The 18349-nt window shown below is 72.7% G+C and carries 18 protein-coding genes; 13 read left to right on the top strand and 5 right to left on the bottom strand.

What is annotated here, in order from left to right; all coding sequences use genetic code 11:
• Positions 1-126 precede the first annotated feature (126 nt).
• Complete coding sequence (locus ACZ4W9_RS32230; RefSeq protein ID WP_467941700.1) at positions 127-624, bottom strand: hemerythrin domain-containing protein; 498 nt, start codon at positions 622-624, stop codon at positions 127-129.
• 386 nt (positions 625-1010) lie between these two features.
• On the opposite strand from ACZ4W9_RS32230, the gene ACZ4W9_RS32225 reads away from it, so the two are divergent.
• From ACZ4W9_RS32225 to ACZ4W9_RS32215, 3 genes are read left to right on the top strand one after another with little or no spacing between them, the layout of a single operon-like run.
• Positions 1011-1814, top strand: a complete 804-nt coding sequence (locus ACZ4W9_RS32225; protein ID WP_467941698.1) for an alpha/beta fold hydrolase — start codon at positions 1011-1013, stop codon at positions 1812-1814.
• Positions 1814-3112, top strand: coding sequence for a PP2C family protein-serine/threonine phosphatase (locus ACZ4W9_RS32220; RefSeq protein ID WP_467941697.1), 1299 nt, complete (start codon positions 1814-1816; stop codon positions 3110-3112). Before ACZ4W9_RS32225 ends, ACZ4W9_RS32220 begins: the two co-directional genes overlap by 1 nt.
• Entirely contained in the window at positions 3109-3447 is a 339-nt protein-coding gene (locus ACZ4W9_RS32215) for an STAS domain-containing protein (protein WP_467941695.1), read from the top strand. The genes ACZ4W9_RS32220 and ACZ4W9_RS32215 overlap by 4 nt, the downstream gene beginning before the upstream one ends.
• An 87-nt stretch (positions 3448-3534) precedes the next feature.
• On the opposite strand, the gene ACZ4W9_RS32210 is transcribed toward ACZ4W9_RS32215, so the two are convergent.
• The 3 genes from ACZ4W9_RS32210 to ACZ4W9_RS32200 form a co-directional block, all read right to left on the bottom strand.
• A complete protein-coding gene (locus ACZ4W9_RS32210; RefSeq protein WP_467941693.1) occupies positions 3535-4665 on the bottom strand; it encodes an FAD-dependent oxidoreductase in 1131 nt (376 codons plus the stop codon).
• A 275-nt stretch (positions 4666-4940) separates the two neighbouring features.
• Positions 4941-5558 carry a sigma-70 family RNA polymerase sigma factor gene (locus ACZ4W9_RS32205; protein ID WP_467941691.1) on the bottom strand — a complete coding sequence of 206 codons (618 nt, stop codon included), beginning with the start codon at positions 5556-5558 and terminating at the stop codon, positions 4941-4943.
• Between the two features lie 180 nt (positions 5559-5738).
• Positions 5739-6473 carry a hypothetical protein gene (locus ACZ4W9_RS32200; protein ID WP_467941689.1) on the bottom strand — a complete coding sequence of 245 codons (735 nt, stop codon included), beginning with the start codon at positions 6471-6473 and terminating at the stop codon, positions 5739-5741.
• Positions 6474-6677: 204 nt separating this feature from the next.
• On the opposite strand from ACZ4W9_RS32200, the gene ACZ4W9_RS32195 reads away from it, so the two are divergent.
• The 9 genes from ACZ4W9_RS32195 to metX all read left to right on the top strand — a co-directional run bounded on the left by ACZ4W9_RS32195 (position 6678) and on the right by metX (position 16966).
• Positions 6678-7409 carry a DJ-1/PfpI family protein gene (locus ACZ4W9_RS32195; RefSeq protein WP_467941687.1) on the top strand — a complete coding sequence of 244 codons (732 nt, stop codon included), beginning with the start codon at positions 6678-6680 and terminating at the stop codon, positions 7407-7409.
• A 515-nt stretch (positions 7410-7924) separates the two neighbouring features.
• The gene (locus ACZ4W9_RS32190) at positions 7925-8749 is read left to right on the top strand and encodes an MmyB family transcriptional regulator (protein WP_467941685.1); all 825 of its coding nucleotides are present in this window, start codon (positions 7925-7927) and stop codon (positions 8747-8749) included.
• Between the two features lie 126 nt (positions 8750-8875).
• Complete coding sequence (locus ACZ4W9_RS32185; protein ID WP_467941683.1) at positions 8876-9925, top strand: beta-ketoacyl-[acyl-carrier-protein] synthase family protein; 1050 nt, start codon at positions 8876-8878, stop codon at positions 9923-9925.
• 567 nt (positions 9926-10492) lie between these two features.
• Entirely contained in the window at positions 10493-11368 is an 876-nt protein-coding gene (locus ACZ4W9_RS32180; RefSeq protein WP_467941681.1) for an ABC transporter permease, read from the top strand.
• Positions 11369-11492: 124 nt separating this feature from the next.
• The gene (locus ACZ4W9_RS32175) at positions 11493-12542 is read left to right on the top strand and encodes a taurine ABC transporter substrate-binding protein (RefSeq protein ID WP_467941679.1); all 1050 of its coding nucleotides are present in this window, start codon (positions 11493-11495) and stop codon (positions 12540-12542) included.
• Positions 12529-13347 (top strand): ABC transporter ATP-binding protein, encoded by an 819-nt coding sequence (locus tag ACZ4W9_RS32170; RefSeq protein ID WP_467941677.1) that lies wholly within the window; start codon positions 12529-12531, stop codon positions 13345-13347. Before ACZ4W9_RS32175 ends, ACZ4W9_RS32170 begins: the two co-directional genes overlap by 14 nt.
• Before the next feature lie 32 nt (positions 13348-13379).
• Positions 13380-14264, top strand: coding sequence for a TauD/TfdA dioxygenase family protein (locus ACZ4W9_RS32165; protein WP_467941675.1), 885 nt, complete (start codon positions 13380-13382; stop codon positions 14262-14264).
• Positions 14265-14458: 194 nt separating this feature from the next.
• Positions 14459-15820: a bifunctional o-acetylhomoserine/o-acetylserine sulfhydrylase gene (locus ACZ4W9_RS32160; RefSeq protein ID WP_467941673.1), complete on the top strand. Its 1362-nt coding sequence runs from the start codon at positions 14459-14461 to the stop codon at positions 15818-15820.
• The gene (metX, locus tag ACZ4W9_RS32155; RefSeq protein WP_467941671.1) at positions 15821-16966 is read left to right on the top strand and encodes a homoserine O-acetyltransferase MetX; all 1146 of its coding nucleotides are present in this window, start codon (positions 15821-15823) and stop codon (positions 16964-16966) included.
• 18 nt (positions 16967-16984) lie between these two features.
• Here metX and ACZ4W9_RS32150 read toward each other — a convergent pair whose 3' ends face one another.
• On the bottom strand, positions 16985-17584 hold the full coding sequence (locus tag ACZ4W9_RS32150) for a DinB family protein (protein WP_467941669.1): 600 nt from the start codon (positions 17582-17584) through the stop codon (positions 16985-16987).
• 253 nt (positions 17585-17837) lie between these two features.
• Here ACZ4W9_RS32150 and ACZ4W9_RS32145 point away from each other — a divergent pair, with 253 nt between their 5' ends.
• Positions 17838-18227 (top strand): peptidase inhibitor family I36 protein, encoded by a 390-nt coding sequence (locus ACZ4W9_RS32145; RefSeq protein WP_467941667.1) that lies wholly within the window; start codon positions 17838-17840, stop codon positions 18225-18227.
• Positions 18228-18349: the final 122 nt, after the last annotated feature.

Below are 18349 nucleotides of genomic sequence, written 5' to 3'. Positions count from 1 at the left end.
GCTCCCCCTGGGGAAAAAGGGAACGGGGGGGCGTGGGTGGGGACCCTACGGCCCCGCCGAAAAAAAACCCACAAACAAACCCCCCCCCCCCCCCCCCCCCCCCCCCCCCCGCTCCATGTCCGTGGTTCACTCGCCGGCGGCGGCCACCAGCTTGCGCACGTTCTCGATGCTGCCGCAGCCGTCTTCCAGGTACTTCGCGCGCGCCTCGCGGAACGCCTCGCCCAACTGGGAGCGGCGGTCGTCGGCGACGTTCTCCCGCGCGTCGTTGAGCAGGGTCCGCTCTTCCTCGTCGGCGTGGTGATTGACCGCGGTGACCAGCTCTTCCAGCTTCTCGTCCCACTCGTCGGAGCCGGGATCCCCGGCCTCGAGCAGGGCGAGCAGGGCCTCGTTGGCCTCATGGTGCTCGTGCACGCTGTGATCGACGTCCTCACCGTCGACGTTCTTGTACCGCCGCAGGGCCGGATAGACCTCGTCCTCCTCGGCGGAGGCATGGGCGATGAGCAGATGGGCGAACTCTTCGAGGGCGGCGGCGCGGTCGGCTTCGGCATTGCGCAGGGTGCGGAAGAGATCTTCCATGCGCCGGTGGTCCTGGAGGATCAGCTCGACGACGTCAGTGGACGGCACGGTGGCTCCTTACTGGTTCGAGGGGATGACGGCCCGGTCTCGCGGATACCCCGGTCCTCGCAGGTCAGGCGTCGGGACGGCCGGTGTGTGGGCCGAGGTCCCCGGGATGGCTCAGGACGCGTCACGGAACTCCGCGGCGGCGATACCGACGGTGACGTCACAGCCGCTGTCCGGGGTCGCCACCGGGGCCCGTGTCAGGAATCACCGACCGCCCCGTGCTTCCGCGGGAGGCCGGGGAACAGCGGCGCGATCGCCCGGACCGCCGGAAAAAACTCCCGGGTGTGGATCGACGGGAACGGGGAAGACCGCCGGGTATCCCGCGCCCGCCCGCAGCCGTGGCCCGGTGGGGTGCCGGAGTGGTCGGTGGCACCTGAGAGACTGGCCGGATGGATATCGTTCGCAGGAACAACGTCACCGTCACCGGCAATCCCCGGGGGCGGACGGTGGTGCTGGCCCACGGGTTCGGCTGCGACCAGAACATGTGGCGGTTGACGGTGCCTGCGCTGGTGCGGGACTACCGGGTCGTGCTGTTCGACTACGTCGGCTCCGGCCGCGCGGACCCGTCCGCGTTCTCGGAGGAGCGGTACGGCTCCCTGGACGGGTACGCCCGCGACGTGGTGGAGGTGTGCGAGGCGCTGGACCTGCGGGACGCGGTGTTCGTCGGGCATTCGGTCAGCGCGATGATCGGGGTGCTGGCCGCCGGTACGGCCCCCGAACGCATCGGCGCCCTGGTGATGGTCGCGCCGTCACCGCGCTACATCGACGACGAAGGCTACCGGGGCGGATTCAGCTCCGAGGACATCGACGAGCTGCTGGAGTCGCTGGAGTCGAACTATCTGGGCTGGTCGGCGGCGATGGCTCCGCTGATCATGGGGAACGCGGAGCGGCCCGAACTCGGCGAGGAGCTGAAGAACAGCTTCTGCGCCACCGACCCGGACATGGCGCGCGTCTTCGCCCGCACCACGTTCCTGTCCGACTCGCGGGACGACCTCAAGAGTGTGCGGGTGCCGACGCTGGTGCTGGAGTGCGTCCAGGACGTCATCGCGCCCCGGGAGGTCGGGGCCTTCGTCCACCAGGCGATCCCCGGTGCGAGCCTGGTCACTCTCGACGCGACCGGGCACTGCCCGCACCTGTCCGCGCCCGAGGCCACCAACGAGGCGATCACGGAGTTCCTGGCGGGCTTGCGGTGATGGGCCGTGCCGAGCGGCAACCCGGCCCGCACAACGCCGATGACGACGGGAACGCGGATGCCGCGTTCGCCGCGTTGCTGGAGGACAGCGCCGAGGAACTGTACGAGTCCGCGCCGTGCGGATACCTGTCCACGCTGATGGACGGCACCATCGCCAAGATCAACACCACGCTGCTGGACTGGCTCGGCCTGGACCGGGCGAAGGTGGTGGGCCGCATGCGGTTCACCGACCTGCTGACCGTCGGCGGCAAGCTGTACCACGAGACGCACTTCGCTCCCCTGCTGCGGATGCAGGGCGAGATCAGCGGCATAGCCCTGGAGATCAAACAGGCCGGCGGCGGCCGGATACCGGTGCTGGTCTCCTCCGTGGTCAAGGAGACCAGCACCGGCGAGCCCCTGCTGATCCGCACCACCGTCTTCGACGCCCGCGACCGCCGCGCCTACGAGGAGGAGCTCCTGCGCGGCCGGAAGGAGGCCGAGGCGGCACGCAGGCAGGCGGAGGCCGACCGTGCCCGGCTGCAGGACGCCCTCGCCGTGCTCCAGCAGTCGCTGCTGCCCGACAGCCTGCCGCGGATTCCCGGAGTGGAGACGGCCGCCCACTACCACACCGCCTCCCCGGACCGGCTCGGCGGCGACTTCTACGACGTCTTCCCCATCGACGGCAGACGGTTCGCCTTCTTCCTCGGCGACGTGTGCGGCAAGGGCCCCCAGGCCGCCGCGCTGACCTCGCTGACCCGCTACACCCTGCGCGCCGCCGCCCTGCACGACCCCGACCCCGTGTCCGCCCTGACCACGCTCAACAAGGTGCTCCACGAGCGCTACGCCGCGGGTGGCGACCCGCGCTACTGCACCGCCGTCTTCGGCACGCTCGAAGCCGACCCGGCGACCGGGCGGATAGCCGTGCACCTGGCCTCGGGCGGCCATCCGCCGGTCCTCGTCCTGCGCGGCGACGGCACGGCCGACTACCTGCCCACTCCCGGCGGCCTCCTCGTCGGCATCCTGCCCGAGGCCCGCTTCATCACCGCCGCCACCACCCTCGCCCCCGGCGACACGCTGCTGCTCTACACCGACGGCCTCACCGAGGCCCGTACCGGCGCGGACCGCACCAGTCTCTACGGCGACGACGGCCTGCTCGCCTTCGCCACCGACCATGCCGGCAGTTCTCCCCACGCCGTCATCCAGGCCCTGACCCGTCTGCTGGACGACTTCGGCGACGGTCTCGACGACGACACCGCCCTGCTCGCCCTCGGCGCCCCCGCCCTCCCCGCCCCCGGCACGACGACAAGCAACCCCGAATGAGCCCACTGAACATCACCACTCGCGACGCCACGACCGGTCCCGTTCTGGAGATCACCGGCGAACTCGACTACAGCAACGCCCCCGAGCTGCGCGCGCGGCTCGCCTCCCTCACCCTGTCGCCGGGCCAGCGCCTGGTCCTGGATCTGGCCGGGATGGAATTCTGCGACTCCAGCGGCATCACCGCCCTGATCGCCGCCCGCACCCACGCGCACGCCGCCGGGGCGGACATCGCCCTCGCCGCGGTTCCCGCCCACACCCTCCGCGTGCTCGGCATCGTCGGCCTGGACCAGATCTTTCCGCTCTACCCCGATCTCGCGACCGCCACCCGCCCCTGACCACCCGCGCCGCCCGGCCGGTTCCCGCGGGACTCGGGGCGGGCGGGGCGCGGCGGGGGTCACATGCCGGACCCGTCGGGGAGCGGGTCACGACACCCGCTGGGTCAGCGCGGTGATCAGGTCGTGGACCGCGGCGGTGTCGGAGTCGGCCCCGTGCGCGGCCTCCCCCTCGAAGGCGGCGGCCTCGGCGCCGCGCGGGAACATAGCCTGCTCGTACGCGGTGAGCGCGGCCTCGGTGTCGTCGGGGTGCGCGGCGAGGGCGCTGCCGAGTTCGGCGCCGTCGAGCATGGCCAGGTTGGCGCCTTCGCCGTTCGGGGCCGTCAGGTGGGCGGCGTCGCCGATCAGGGTCACCCCGGGCACCCGGTCCCACCGGTGCCCGGTGGGCAGGGCGTAGAGGGGGCGCAGGACGGGTGCGGTGTCGGTGTCGGTGATCAGCGCGGTGAGCTCGGGCGCCCAGCCGTCGAACTCCGCGGCGATCCGTGCGGTGGCCGCGGCGGCGTCGGTGAAGTCGATGGCGGCGAACCAGTCCTGCGGCTCGGACAGTCCGAGGTAGGCGTGCAGGGTGTCGCCCTTTTCCCGGTGGGCGAAGATCTCCCTGCCCGGCGTGTGCGCGATCATCGAACCGCCGCCGACGGCCTTCGCCGCGGCGGGGTGGCGGGTGCCGGCGTCGTAGAGGTAGGTCTCGACGACCGACTTGCCGGTGTACTGGGGGGTGGCGGCGGACAGCAGCGGCCGGACGCGTGACCAGGCGCCGTCCGCGCCGACCAGCAGGGTGGTGACCACGGTGCCGCCGTCGGCGAACGTCACCTCGTGGCGGCCCGCGCCGAGGGCGTGCGCGCCGCTCACCTTGTGTCCCCACCGGACGGTGCCGGCCGGGAGCGAGTCGAGCAGCATCCGGCGCAGGTCGCCGCGCTGTACCTCGGGCCGGCCGCCGGTGCCGTCGTCGGCCTTGTCGAACAGGACGGTCCCGTCCGGGGCGAGGAACCGCAGCGCCTGGCGGCCCTCCAGGACCAGACCGCGGAACTCCTCCGTCAATCCGTCTTCCTCCAGGGCGAGTTGACCGTTGTAGTCGTGGATGTCGAGCATCCCGCCCTGCGCACGCGCGGCCGGGGAGGGTTCCGCCTCGTAGACGGTGGCCGCCATGCCGTGGACGTGCAGGACACGGGCGAGCACGAGGCCGCCGAGACCGGCGCCGATGATGGTGATGTCCGTGGTCATGAGGGGTTCCTTTCCGAGCGTGGAATCGCCGCGGGGACGCCCGGCAGCACACCGGGACCGCCGCCGCGTCGAGCCGGGACGGTGCGGGCCTGTGCCGTTGGAGGGCGCCGGCTGATGCCAATGTCCCGTCGGCCACCGACAAAGCACCGACAGACGACCGGCCGCCGCCGACAGCCACCCGACAACGGTGAGCGGGAGCGGGTACGCGGCGACTCCACCGGGGCCGCCGCCCGGAAGAAGGGTGTCCGGACCGGGCGGCGGCCGTGGGCGGAGGGTCAGGCGGCGGCGGGCAGGGGCGCGCGGCGTTCGGCGTCCCGCAGCCACTCGATCAGTGCGGCGCGGGCGCGCGCCACCCGTGAGCGGACGGTGCCCACCGGGCAGCCGCTGACACCGGCCGCTTCGGCGTAGGGAAGCCCGACCAGCTGGGTGAGCACGAATGCCTCGCGGCGGTCGTCGGGAAGCGTGGCCAGCAGATCGGTGAGGGCGATGCCGTCGTCGAAGCCGGGCAGGCCGCGCGGCTGGGCGCGTTCGGCGGCCGACTGCCAGTCGCCGGTGTCGGACAGCCGGGGGCGGGTGGAGCTGTGGCGGAAGCTGTCGATCACCGCGCGGCGGGCGATGGACAGCAGCCAGGTGCGGGCCGAGGAGCGGCCTTCGAAGCGGTGCAGGCCGCCGAGGGCCCGCAGGAAGGTGTCCTGGGTCAGGTCGTCGGCGCTGTGGGGGTCGGCTCCGAGGAACATCACGTAACGGTGGACGTCTCGGTGCAGGGCGCGGACGAAGCGGTCGACGGCATCGGGGTCGCCGCCGCGGGCGGCGAGTGCCCAGGCGGTGATCGCGTCGTCGCCCGGGCCTTTCTCCGCATCTTCGCGCGGTGCGGTCAGGGCAGGAGTGAGCATCCGCTGTCTCCTTCTCGGGAAATCCGGAACCGGGCTCCGCGCCGGGTGCGCACGGGCGGCGCCGACGGCGGGGCGGAACCGGTGAGGGGGGAACGGCCGGGCGCGCAGGCGCGCGGCCGAGGCCCGAGGCGGGGGCCGACGGCTCGTGTCGTGCGTGCGGCCTCGGGGATCCGGCTGTCGTCAGGCGACAGCGGTCCCCGCGGGCGGCCCCCGGGAAGTGATCGCACGGGTGGGCAGGAGCCGCCGGAGCGTGCCGTCCGAGCGGCCCCGGCGGGCGCGCACGCGTGGCCGGTACGGCGGCACGGGCAGCCGGAGGAGCAGGCGCAGCGGAGCGGCGAGCCGGCCGGCGAGGACCCGCAGGATGCGGAACGCGGCGCGTTCGCCGTGGGCGAGCCACAGACCGCACAGCAGCGCGGCCAGCAGGTGGACGGTGAGCATGCCGGTCGAGGACATGCCTCCCATGCCGTGGTCCACGGGGGGCGCTGCCTCCATGTGGTCCATCGGCCCCATGGAGTGCGGGGCACCCCTCGCGTGATCCATGGGGCCCGGGGGCGTCGGCAGGGCGCCGTGCTCGCCGCCGGGGTCCGCCGGCATGCGGCACAGCAGGTGGCCCAGCCACTGCCGGGCGAGCGAGCTGTGGCCCGGGACCCCGGGGTCTACGACGGCCTGGACGAGCGAGAACGACGCGTGGAGCACGGCCTGGGCGGCGAGCACGAGGGAGCCGACGGTGACCGGCCCGCGCTCGCGGCCGGCCGACAGCCAGGCCGCGCCGCCGGTGAGCCCGGTACCCGCGGCCATGGCCCACCAGGGCACCGCGGTCCCCGACATCACGACGTGGCCCAGGGAGGCGAGCAGCACACAGAGGGCCGCGAACACGGCGGCCCTGAGTGCGCGACAACACCACCCGGCGGTCATGGCGCCTCATCCTCGCAGTCCGCGCCCCAGGCGGCGCACGGGGGTACGCGAGCGCCGTTGCCGTGCGGCCCGTACCGCACCACGCCGCACCGCCCCGGGCGGGAACTCGGTCGCTTTCCCCAACGACCAATACGCTGCGGGCGGTTCACGGAAACCGTGTGCTGCTTCGAAAGCCACTTACGGCAGACATAAGGAGGCACGTCGATGGAACGCAGAGACTTTCTCCGCCGGACGACGGCAGCGGGAGCGGCGACTTTGGGGGCCGGGGCGCTGACGGTCACGGCCTCGGGGACCGGGGCGGCTGCTGCCGCGCCCCGGCGGACGGGACCGCTGCGCGTCGACATCGTGATGTTCGACGGTGTCGAGGAACTGGACTGTATCGCTCCTTACGAGGTCTTCTCGGCCGCCGCGATGCACAGCGCGAACGGGGTCGAGGTCCGGTACGTCACCACCGGACGGCCCCGGCTGATCCGCTGCGGGTACGGCACGGGGATCCGGGTGAGGCACCGCTGGGCTCCGCGGGAGGCGGATGTGATCGTGGTGCCCGGCGGTGGCTACACACGCCGCGACGGCCCGGGTGTCTGGGCCGAGGTCGACGACGGCACCCTCCCGCGAGCGCTCGCCGCGGCTCCCCGCGAGGGGCTGACGATCAGTTCGCTCTGCACGGGCGCGGTGCTGCTGTCCGCGGCCGGTCTGACCAGGGGGCGCCCCTGCACCACCCATCATGGCGCGAAGGCGTACCTGAAAGAGCAGGGTGGCTCGGTCAAGGACGCCCGCGTGGTCGACGACGGGGATCTCGTCACCGCCGCGGGCATCACCTCGGGCCTGGAGTTGGGCCTCTGGCTGGTCACACGCGAACTCGGGCCGGATGCCGCGACCGGCGTGGAGGCGATGCTGGAGTACGAGGCTCGCGGGACCGTCTGGCAGGCGCCCTGACCGCGGCGGCCCCGCGCTCACCGGCGGGAGCCGTGGCACGTCCTCGCGCCACGGCTCCGGATCCGAGGGGGCGGCGGTCATGCCCGTACGGGCCGGGCGCCGGTGAGGAAGACGGCGGCCGGTGCCAAGGCCCCTGGGGTGGGGCGGGAGGGCACCGGCCACAGTGCGGCAGGTCCGGGAGCGTGGCACCGAGCCTGCGTCCGGATTCTGCTGCCGTCCCGCCCGGGAGCTGCGACGGCACGGCACCAGAATCCGGAAGCGTGCTCCGCCACACGTCCGTCCCCGGCCTCCTCGCGCGGATACCAGCCGGGGGGAGTTACCAGTTGACGGCCGGTATCCGCGAGGGGGTGATGCACGCGATCACCAGCCGTCGGACTTGCCGGCCGGCGCCCGCGCAGCACCGAGCATGCATGACACAACCAGCCAATATCTACGGCAGATCTTTTACAACAAAACCCCGTGACAGTAATTAGACTGGCCGCACTCGACAACCGGTCCCGGGGGACAAATCCGCAGTGAACAAGCAAGCGCTCAACAAACTCCTCAAAGACCGTCGTGCCCAGATATCCCCCGAAACCCATGGCTTTCCCCGGCCCACCGGCAGAGGCCGCCGCGCCCCCGGCCTCGCCCAGCACCACGTCGACGAACTCCTCGGTTGCGCCGACCGCACCTACCAGCGCCTGGAATCCGGCAACTACCCGAACGCGCCGGTCGACCTGCTCCGCGACATCGCACGGCTGTACGGCATGAACGAGCAGGAGTGGATCTCCTTGTGCCGGTACGCCCGCGGCGAGGACCCGCCCGGGCCGCTGTACGACACCTCGGGGCACGCCGTGCCCGCCGCCTGGGCCGACGCCGTCCACGCCGTGCAGGGCATGGCCTTTGTGACCGACGCCAGTTGGAACCTCATCACCTGCAACGACCACTTCCATCAGCTCTTCGATCGCGGGCGGGCCCCCGCCAACACCATGCGGTGGATGCTCGTCGACGGCCGCGACCAGCTCACCGACTGGGCCACCGCCTGGGCGCCGCTCGTCATGCCCCAGCTCCAGACGGCGCTGGCGCAGCGTCCCGACGACAAGACACTGCTGCACATCGAAGCCGACGTGCTCGCCGATCCCGTCTCCCGCCCCCTCTACGACGCGGGCGGTACCAGCATCCACCCCGACGGTGACGAGCGCCCCATCCGGCACGCGGTACACGGGCAGGGCTGGGTGACGATGTGTGTGGCACAGCCGCTCACCGCACCCGGGTCACGATTCATGATCCTCATTTTCCGGCCGGGCCCCCGGCACAAAGCCGCACGTCCTCCCATGCTGCAGGCTCGAACAATGGGGTGAACGCAAGGCTTTGTTCCGGTATGGCAGGCGCTGAGCGACCATAAACGCGACGACCGAGGGAAACGATCGCGCCAACTTTGCCGTACGTTGACCCGACCAGGTCAACGTACGTCCAGGGGGGACCACATGCCTGCACACATCGCCCGTCCGACCACCGTCCTCGCCCCGCACAAGATCACGACCGGCGAGATAGCCGACGACATCCGCGCCCACCACCCCGACCATCCCCGGCTCCGCGCGATCCTCCGGGTCCTCGACAACTGCGGTGTCGACAGCCGGTACTTCACCCAGCCCCTCACCGCGGACACCATCTCCGGAACCGCCGACGTCGGCGAACGCGTCACCCGCGCCTTCGCCGACGGGCTGTCGATGGCCGAGACCGCGGCCCGCGCCGTCCTCGACCGGTACGGACTGCGCCCGGGCGACATCACCGGCATCATCACCACCCACGCCACCGGCTGGGCCGTTCCCAATCTCGACGTCCATCTCGTCGACCGGCTCGGTCTGCGCCCGACCGTCCGGCGCACCGCCCTCACCACCGCGGCCTGCGCCGGGGGCGCCCACGCCCTCATCCGTGCCGTCGAACAAGCGCTCCTGCACCCGGGCTCCCGCGTCCTCGTGGTCGCCGCGGAGGTCCTCTCCACCGCGTACAACCACCACGACACGAAGATCGAGCACATGATCTACAAGGCGCTGTTCGGGGACAGCGGGGCGGCCACCATCGTGAGCAGCGAGCCGCTCGGGCCGGGCTTGTCCGTCACGGCGGACGGCTTGTTCGAGTACGTCCTCCCCGGCAGTCTCACCATGTACGCCGGCCGCATCGGCCCGGACGGCCTGCACTTCGACTCCACCAAGCAGGCCACCGGCGGAGCCCGGCACGTCATGCCCGCCATTCTCGACTGGCTCGACGGCCGCCCGGTCGACGTCCCCGTCATCCATCCCGGGTCCAAGCCGATCATCATGGACACCGCCACCGCTCTCGGCCTCGGCGAGGACGACGCGGGCCACTCGCTCGACACCCTGTCCGAAGAAGGCAACCTCGGCGGCGCCTCCGTCCTGCGCGTCCTCGAACGCACCCACGACCAGCCTCCCGCCGACGGCACGCCCGCGCTGGCGGTCGCCTATGGGCCGGGCTTCTCCGTCACCGCGCTCCACGGCACATGGACGCATCGGTAGGCGTGCGCCGACGGTGAAGGCCCGGCGCGGGCCGACGGGGGCGCCGTGGCCGGGGCACCAGTGCGCGCGGGCCCTCGCCCTTCACGCGGGCGCGGCCCGCGACGAAGCCGCCGCCCCGCGACCCGCTCCGGCCACAGGGGCTCCCGGCCCGCCGCCGACTCCCGGCCCAGCGGCCGTTCCCCGCCCGGCGACCGCGTCCGCGCGACGCCGGGCAAACCTTCCCCGACGAGGGCACGGCCGCGCGTGCCCGGTCCGTGAGCGGCTGTGTTCCACGAAGTGGACGGCCCTTGGTCGGGGGCCGCGTCTGCTGTAGAAATACGCCTCATGATCTCCGAGTCCCTGGTGCGACGTCTGGTCATCGACCTGTGCCGACGCCCGGGCTCGTGTTGTTGCTGAGCCGGCCTGTTCCCGCACCCCTCGTCGTCCGCTGACGTCTTCCGGACGAGGGTTCTTGTCGCGCCCTGCCGGGGTGCTCCGTCCGCATCGTTCAGCATCACCCACGCCGGGGCCGACCGCCGCCCTCCGCCGTCGAGGCCGTTCCTCCCCGGCGTCCCATGGAGGACGCCCGTGTCCACGACTCCCCCACTGTCCGAAGCCGGCACCACCGCACCGCCCACCGATCCGACGCCCGGACGGTCCTTCCCGGCAGGGCGTGTGTGGGCCCGTGTCCGCCCCGTCCTGCTGCCGTTCGGCTCGCTTCTCGTCTTCCTCGCGCTGTGGCAGCTGGTGGCGGCCGGCGGCACCTGGAGCGAGACCCTGGTCCCGCCGCCGGCCAAGGTGTGGGACGCGTTCGTCAACGTGTCCACGACACACCACGGAGTACGCGGGTACAACGGCACGTATCTCGTCGAGCACCTGGGCATCAGTCTGCGCCGCATCGCGATCGGCGCCGGTGTCGGTATCGCCTTCGGGGTGCTGTTCGGGCTGCTCATGGGCACCGTCGGCTGGCTGCGCGCGTTGTTCGAGCCCTGGATCACCTTCCTGCGCACGCTGCCGCCGCTGGCGTACTTCTCCCTGCTCGTCATCTGGCTCGGCATCAACGAGGAACCCAAGGTCACCCTGCTGGCGGTGGCCGCGTTCCCGCCCGTGGCCGTGTCGACCACCACGGCGGTCGCGGCCGTGCCGAGGAGTCTGATCGAGGCCGCCCGTGCCCTCGGCGCGTCGCGGTGGAACGTGGTCAAGGACGTCGTCGTCCCGTCCGCGCTGCCCGAGACGCTCACCGGCGTCCGGCTCGCCGTGGGCGTGGCCTACTCCTCCCTGGTGGCCGCCGAGCTGGTCAACGGGCTGCCCGGCATCGGCGGCATGGTCAAGGACGCCGCCAACTACAACAACACCCCCGTGGTGCTGGTCGGCATCATCACCATCGGCGTCTCCGGTCTGGTGATCGACGGCCTGCTGCTGCGGCTGGAACGCGCCGTCGTGCCGTGGCGCGGCCGCGCGTAGCACCCGCCGTCCCCGCCTCTTCCTCCTCCCGGCCACGTCGGCGCACGGCCCGTCCCGGCACCGTGCGCGGACCTTCGGCCGGCCCCCTTCCGTCCCCCGCACCCAGCACAGAAACGGCTCTGTCATGTCCCGTGTGCCCCAAGGCGCTTCCCGTCGGCTCCTGCTGGCCGGTGCCCTCGCCGCCGTCTCCGCGGCCGTCACCGGCTGCTCGTCCGGCGAGGCCTCGACATCGGGCGGCTCCCGGCGGCTGCGCATCGGCTACTTCGCCTTCCCCAGCGGCGATCTGCTCGTGAAGAACAGGAAGCTGCTGGAGAAGGAGCTGCCGGACTACCGCGTCACCTGGATCAAGTTCGACTCCGGGGCCGCCGTGAACCAGGCCTTCCTCGGCAAGTCGCTCGACATCGCGGCGCTGGGCTCCAGCCCCTTCGCCCGCGGCATCTCGGGCACCTCGCCGATTCCGTACAAGGTCGCGTGGGTGCTGGACGTCGCCGGGGAGAACGAGGCCCTCGTCGCGCGCAGGGGCAGCGGTGTCCTCGACGTCGCCGGCCTCAAGGGGAAGACCGTCGCCACCCCCTTCGCCTCGACCTCGCACTACAGTCTGCTGGCGGCCCTGCGGGCGGCCGGGCTGAAGAGTTCCGACGTCAAGCTCGTCGATCTGCAGCCGCAGGCCATCCTCGCCGCCTGGCAGCGGGGCGACATCGACGCCGCCTATGTGTGGCTGCCCACCCTGGACGAGCTGCGCACGACCGGCACCCAGCTCACCAGCAGCAAGGAGATAGGCGCGGCGGGCAAGCCGACGCTCGACCTGGCGGTGGTCTCGGAGGACCTCATCGCCAGGGACCCGCGGGCGATCGACGCCTGGCGCGGGGCTCAGGCCCGGGCGCTGCGCCTGCTCAAGTCCGACCCCGACGGCTCGGTCACGGCCGTCGCGGCCGAACTCGGCATCAGCGCGACGGATGCGAAAGCCCAGCTCAGGCAGGGGGTGTTCCTCACCCCTGAGCAGGTGGCGTCCCCCGACTGGCTGGGCACCGACCACCGCCCCGGCAAGCTGCTCACCTACGTCACCGACACCGCGCGTTTCCTCGCCGACCAGCAACAGATCGACGCCGCGCCGGCCGAGGACGTCGTCCGCGAGGCGTTCTATCTCAAGGGGCTGCCCGATGTCCTCAAGTGATGTCACCGCGACCGCGCGGGAGAGTGACGCCGTGCACGCCGGGGCCGTCCGCCTGGACAAGGTCGTCCACCGGTACGGCCGGGGCGGCGAGACCTTCACCGCCGTGGGACCCGTCGATCTGACCGTCCCCGCCGGGCAGTTCCTGGTCCTGGTGGGTGCCTCGGGGTGCGGGAAGAGCACGCTGCTGCGGCTCATCGCGGGGTTCGAGCGGCCCACGCACGGCTCGGTGCGTGTCCACGGTGCCGCACCACGGCCCGGGGTGGCCGCCGGGGTGGTCTTCCAGACACCACGGCTGTTCCCCTGGCGGACCGTGCGGGGCAACATCGACCTCGCGCTGCGGTACGCGGGCGTCGAACGCGCCCGGCGTCCCGAGCGGAGGGCGGAGTTGCTGGCCCGCGTGGGCCTCACGGGGGTCGAGGACCGCCGGGTCTGGGAGATCTCCGGCGGCCAGCAGCAACGCGTCGCCATCGCCCGGGCCCTCGCCGCCGAGAACCCTCTCCTGCTGCTCGACGAGCCCTTCGCGGCGCTGGACGCGCTGACCCGGGAACGGCTCCAGGAGGACGTCCGCCAGGTGACCGAGCGGACCGGCCGGACCGCGGTGTTCGTCACGCACTCGGCGGACGAGGCGGTGTTCCTCGGCTCGCGCATCGTCGTGCTGACCAGGAGCCCGGGCACCGTGGCCCTGGACCTCCGCATCCCGCTGCCGCGCGACGGCGTCGACGCCGAGGAGCTGCGCGCCTCCAGCGAGTTCGCGGAGCTGCGCACGCGGGTGTCCCACGCCGTCAAGGCCGCCGCCGCGGCCTGACCCCGTACCCCCGATCCGGAAAGGACACACAGATGAGCCTTCTCAGCGAGCGGCCCGCCCCGGCGCGGCTGCCGGTCACCGAGCTCGGCCCGCGCTTCGGCGCCGAGATCCACGGCATCGACCTCGGCCGCCTCGACGACGACCAGGTCCTCGCGCTGCGCGAGGCGCTGGTGGCGTACAAGGTGCTCTTCGTGCGCGGTCAGCACGGCCTGGACGACGCCGCGCAGATCGAGTTCGGCCGGCGGCTGGGCGAGGTCACCGCCGGGCATCCGGTCCACGACTCCGGTGACGTGGCGCCCGAGGTGTACTCGCTGGACAGCCAGGACAACGGGTTCGCCGACGTCTGGCACACGGACGTGACGTTCGTACGGCGTCCGCCGGCGATCTCCGTGCTGCGGGCCGTGGTGCTGCCGCCGAGCGGCGGGGACACCAACTGGGCCGACAGCCAGCTGGCCTACGAGTCGCTCTCGCCGGGTCTGCGGGACTTCGTCGACACCCTGACCGCCGTCCACGACGGCACGCGCGAGTTCGGGTACTACCTGGCCCAGCGCCGGGGCGGCCGGGGCAACCTGTGGGAGGGCGAGGTGTTCACCGAACTGAAGCCGGTGGAGCACCCGGTGGTGCGCGTCCACCCCGAGAGCGGCCGCAAGGGGCTGTTCGTGAACCCCGGCTTCACCTCGCACATCGTGGGCGTCTCGGAGCACGAGAGCCGGGGCATCCTCGACATCCTCTACGCCCACCTGACCAAGCCCGAGCACGTCGTACGGCACCGCTGGCAGCCGGGGGACGTCGCCCTGTGGGACAACCGCAGCACGGCCCACTACGCCAATCGGGACTACGGAGACCAGCACCGTGTCATGCACCGCATCACGCTGCGCGGTGACACACCGGCCGGCCCGGCGGCCGTGCGCCGCTGACGGTGGGTGCGGGAGGCCCGGCCGCGGCCTCCCGCACAGGCGTCCGTTCCCCCGGCCGTGTGCGCGGACGGTCGTTGCGTGCGGATGTCGTTTGTGAAGTCCTCGTTGCGCGGGGGCGTATCGCCCTGTTCCCGGGGGGCGGGCCGTGCTTACCTCGTCGCAACTCAGCGCCGCTCTCCCGCACGAGGAGCACCATGAGCAGCCAGTCCCCCGACTCCGTCACCGCCGGCCACACCCCCGGGGAGCCGTCCGCCGGCCCCGACACATCGGCCTGGTCCTTCGAGACCAAGCAGGTCCACGCCGGTGCCGCGCCCGACCCCGCAACCGGTGCCCGCGCCACGCCGATCTACCAGACCACGTCGTTCGTGTTCCGGGACACCCGGCACGCCGCCGACCTGTTCTCGCTGGCCGAGCCCGGCAACATCTACACCCGCATCCACAACCCCACCCAGGACGTCCTGGAGCAGCGGCTGGCCGCCCTGGAGGGCGGTGTGGCGGCCGTGGCGCTGTCCTCCGGGCAGGCGGCGGAGACGCTGGCCCTCCTCACCCTGGCGAGCGCCGGCGACCACATCGTCTCCAGCACCTCCCTCTACGGCGGCACCTACAACCTGTTCCGCCACACGCTGCCCCGGTTCGGCATCGAGGTGTCCTTCGTGGACGACCCGGACGACCCTCAGGCGTGGCGCGCGGCGATCCGGCCGAACACCAAGGCGCTGTTCGCGGAGTCGCTGGGCAACCCGCGCGGCAACGTGCTCGACGTGCGGGCGGTGGCCGACGTGGCGCACGCGGCGGGCGTTCCGCTGATCGTGGACAACACGGTTCCGACGCCGTACCTGCTCCGCCCGCTGGAGCACGGCGCGGACATCGTCGTGCACTCGGCCACGAAGTTCCTCGGCGGCCACGGCACCGCCATCGCGGGCGTGGTCGTGGACGGCGGTACGTTCGACTTCGGCGCGCACGCCGACAGGTTCCCGGACTTCACCGAGCCGGACCCGAGCTACCACGGCCTGCGGTACTGGCCGGCGCTCGGCCCCGGCGCCTACGCGGTCAAGCTGCGGGTGCAGTTGCTGCGCGACCTCGGCCCGGCGCTGTCCCCGCACTCCGCGTTCCTGCTGCTGCAGGGTGTGGAGACGCTGAGCCTGCGGATCGAGCGGCACACGGCCAACGCGCAGGCGCTCGCCGAGTGGCTGGAGCAGCGCGACGAGGTCGCCGCCGTCCACTACCCGGGCCTGCCGTCCAGCGCGTGGTACGAGGCCGGGCGGACGTACCTGCCGCGCGGAGCCGGCGCGGTCGTCTCCTTCGAGTTGCGCGGCGGTGTCGAGGCGGGCAAACGGTTCGTGGACGGCGTGGAGTTGTTCAGTCACCTCGCCAACATCGGTGACGTGCGCAGCCTGATCATCCACCCGGCGTCCACCACGCACAGTCAGCTGGACGAGGCGCAGCTGGAGGTGACCGGGACCGCGCCGGGGCTGGTGCGCCTGTCGGTGGGCATCGAGGCCCTCGCCGACCTGAAGGCGGACCTGGAGGCCGGTTTCCGCGCGGCCAAGGGCGCGTAGGTGCACGCCGTCGCCGCTGCCGAGGCGCCCCTCCCGCCGGCCACCGGGGCCTGGCGGGAGGGGGACCCGCCCGGCCGGCGCCGGTGGTACGACGCCGAGAAGCCGCTGCCGTTGGAGGCGGGCGGTGAACTGCCGGGCGTGCGGCTCGCGTTCGAGACCTGGGGGTCGCTCGCACCGGACCGTTCCAACGCCGTCCTCGTGCTGCACGCGCTCACCGGGGACAGCCACGTCGCCGGCCCGGCCGGGCCCGGGCACCCGACCCCCGGCTGGTGGGACGCCCTGATCGGTCCGGGCCGGGCACTGGACACCGACCGCTGGTTCGTCGTGGCACCGAACGTCCTCGGCGGCTGCCAGGGCAGCACGGGGCCGGCCTCCCGGCGTCCCGGCGGCGGGCGGTCGTGGGGCGGGGCGTTCCCGTTCCTGACCCCGCGCGACCAGGTGGCCGCGGAGGCCGGTCTCGCGGACGCGCTGGGGATCGACCGGTGGGCACTGGTCGTCGGCGGTTCGATGGGCGGGATGCGGGCCGTGGAGTGGGCGGTGTCGTTCCCGGCGCGGACGGGTGCGCTGCTGCTGCTCGCGACGACGGCGGCGGCGAGCGCGGAGCAGATCGCGTGGGCGCACCTCCAGGTACGGGCCATCCGCGCGGATCCGTACTGGCAGGGCGGTGACTACCACGACACCGGCCGCGGGCCGCACGCGGGGCTGGAGCTGGCCCGCGGCCTGGCCCATGTCACCTACCGCAGCGAGCCGGAGCTCCAGGTCCGCTTCGGCCGCCTGCCGCAGGGCGGGGAGGACCCGTGGCGCGGCGGGCGCTACCAGGTGCAGTCGTATCTCGACCATCACGCGGCCAAGCTGGTACGGCGTTTCGACGCGGCGAGTTACGTCGTCCTCACCGAGGCGATGAACGCCCATGACGTGGGCCGGGGCCGGGGTGGTGTGCGGGCCGCCCTGCGGCGGGTGACCGCGCCCGCCCTGGTCGCCGGGGTGGACTCCGACCGCCTCTACCCGCCGGCCCAGCAGGCGGAACTGGCCGCGCTGATCCCGGGCGCCGACCGGCTCAGGCTGGTGGAGTCGCCGTACGGGCACGACGGGTTCCTGATCGAGGCCGGGCAGGTGGCGGCGCTCGTCCGGGAACTGCTGGGCTGAGGCCGGCGCCGCGCGCGGTCAGGCGTTCCCCGCGTCCCGTGCCGCGCGCTCCAGCCGGCTGCGGTGGCCCTCCCACCACGCCCGGTCCCCCGGGGGCAGGCTGCCCTTGCCCGGTGTGTGTCCGACGGACCCGTCGACGAGTTCGCGCACGATGTCGGCGTGCCCGGCGTGCCGCTGGGTGTCGCAGAGCACGCGGACCAAGGCGTGGTGGAGTGTCATCTCTCGTCGCTCCTCCGGCCACCACGGGACGTGGCCGATCGCGTCGAGCGCCAGTGCCGTGATCGTGCTGTCGGAGTGTTCCCACGCCCGGCGGTACAACCCGACGATCTCTTCCCGTGACTCGTCCGCGGTGGCCCACATGTCCGCGTTGGGTTCCGTCTCCCGCGTGTACCACCAGGCCGGCGGCTCGCCCTCGAAGAACGGGCGTCCGAACGTGTCGCCGAAATACCCCAGTTCCACGCCGGCGACATGCTTGACCAGTCCCAGCAGGTTCGTTCCGGTGGGGGTCAGCGGCCGGCGGATGTCGTACTCCGAGAGCCCGTCGAGCTTCCACACCAGGGCCTGTCGCGCCTCACGCAGGTATCGGAGGAGGTCCGTCTTCACGTTCGCTTCGGTCATGCCGGGCACTCTTCCATCCGGCACTGACAACCGGGGGCGGCACCGGCCCGCGCATGCTCCGGGCGCGCCGTTCGTCCGTTCGCTCCCCTGGCTCCGCCGGAGGACCCGTCTCGCACCGCCGCGCCATGTGACCGCCCGCTACGCCTCGCGCGCCATCAAATACGCTCTGGTGCCATTCGTTCACCCTACGTGACACTTACAGCCGTCGTCCGGGGACACCGGCGACGAATCCAGCGGGAAGGAACGGACCACCATGCGCCCTGTCACTTCACTCGCCCTCGCCTCCCTCGCTCTCGCGGCGGCCCTGGGCACGGCCCCCGCCGCGTCGGCCACCGCCCCGGCCCCGGCCGGCGCCGGCGCCGCCGCGGCCTTCCGCTGCGACCCGGGACACTTCTGCATCTACAGCGGCTGGGACGGCGGCGGCACCCGCTGCCAGTGGACGGCGGAGAAGGTCGCGAACACCGCCGACCTGTGTTCGTTCATCCGCAACGGCAAGAACGTGCTGTCCCTGTGGAACGGGACCGGCCACCGCGTGCAGTACTACACGCAGACCAACTACAACGCGCGCGTCGGATCCACCGCCGCCGGTCACGGAGGGAACCTCCAGGGCAGCTACCAGATCCGGTCGTTCAAGAAGCAGTAGACCCGCGGGACCGCCGCACCGGGCCGGGCGGCCCGGCCCACCGGGTACGGCCACGGGGGGGGGGGGGGGGGGGGGGGGGGGGGGGGTGTGAGCGGCGGGGCGTAGCCGGTGGTGTTGGCCTC

The sequence above is a fragment of the Streptomyces sp. NPDC029296 genome, assembly GCF_055569255.1.
The sequence above is the reverse complement of the archived record's forward strand: the minus strand, read 5'-3'. Positions and strand labels throughout refer to the sequence as shown.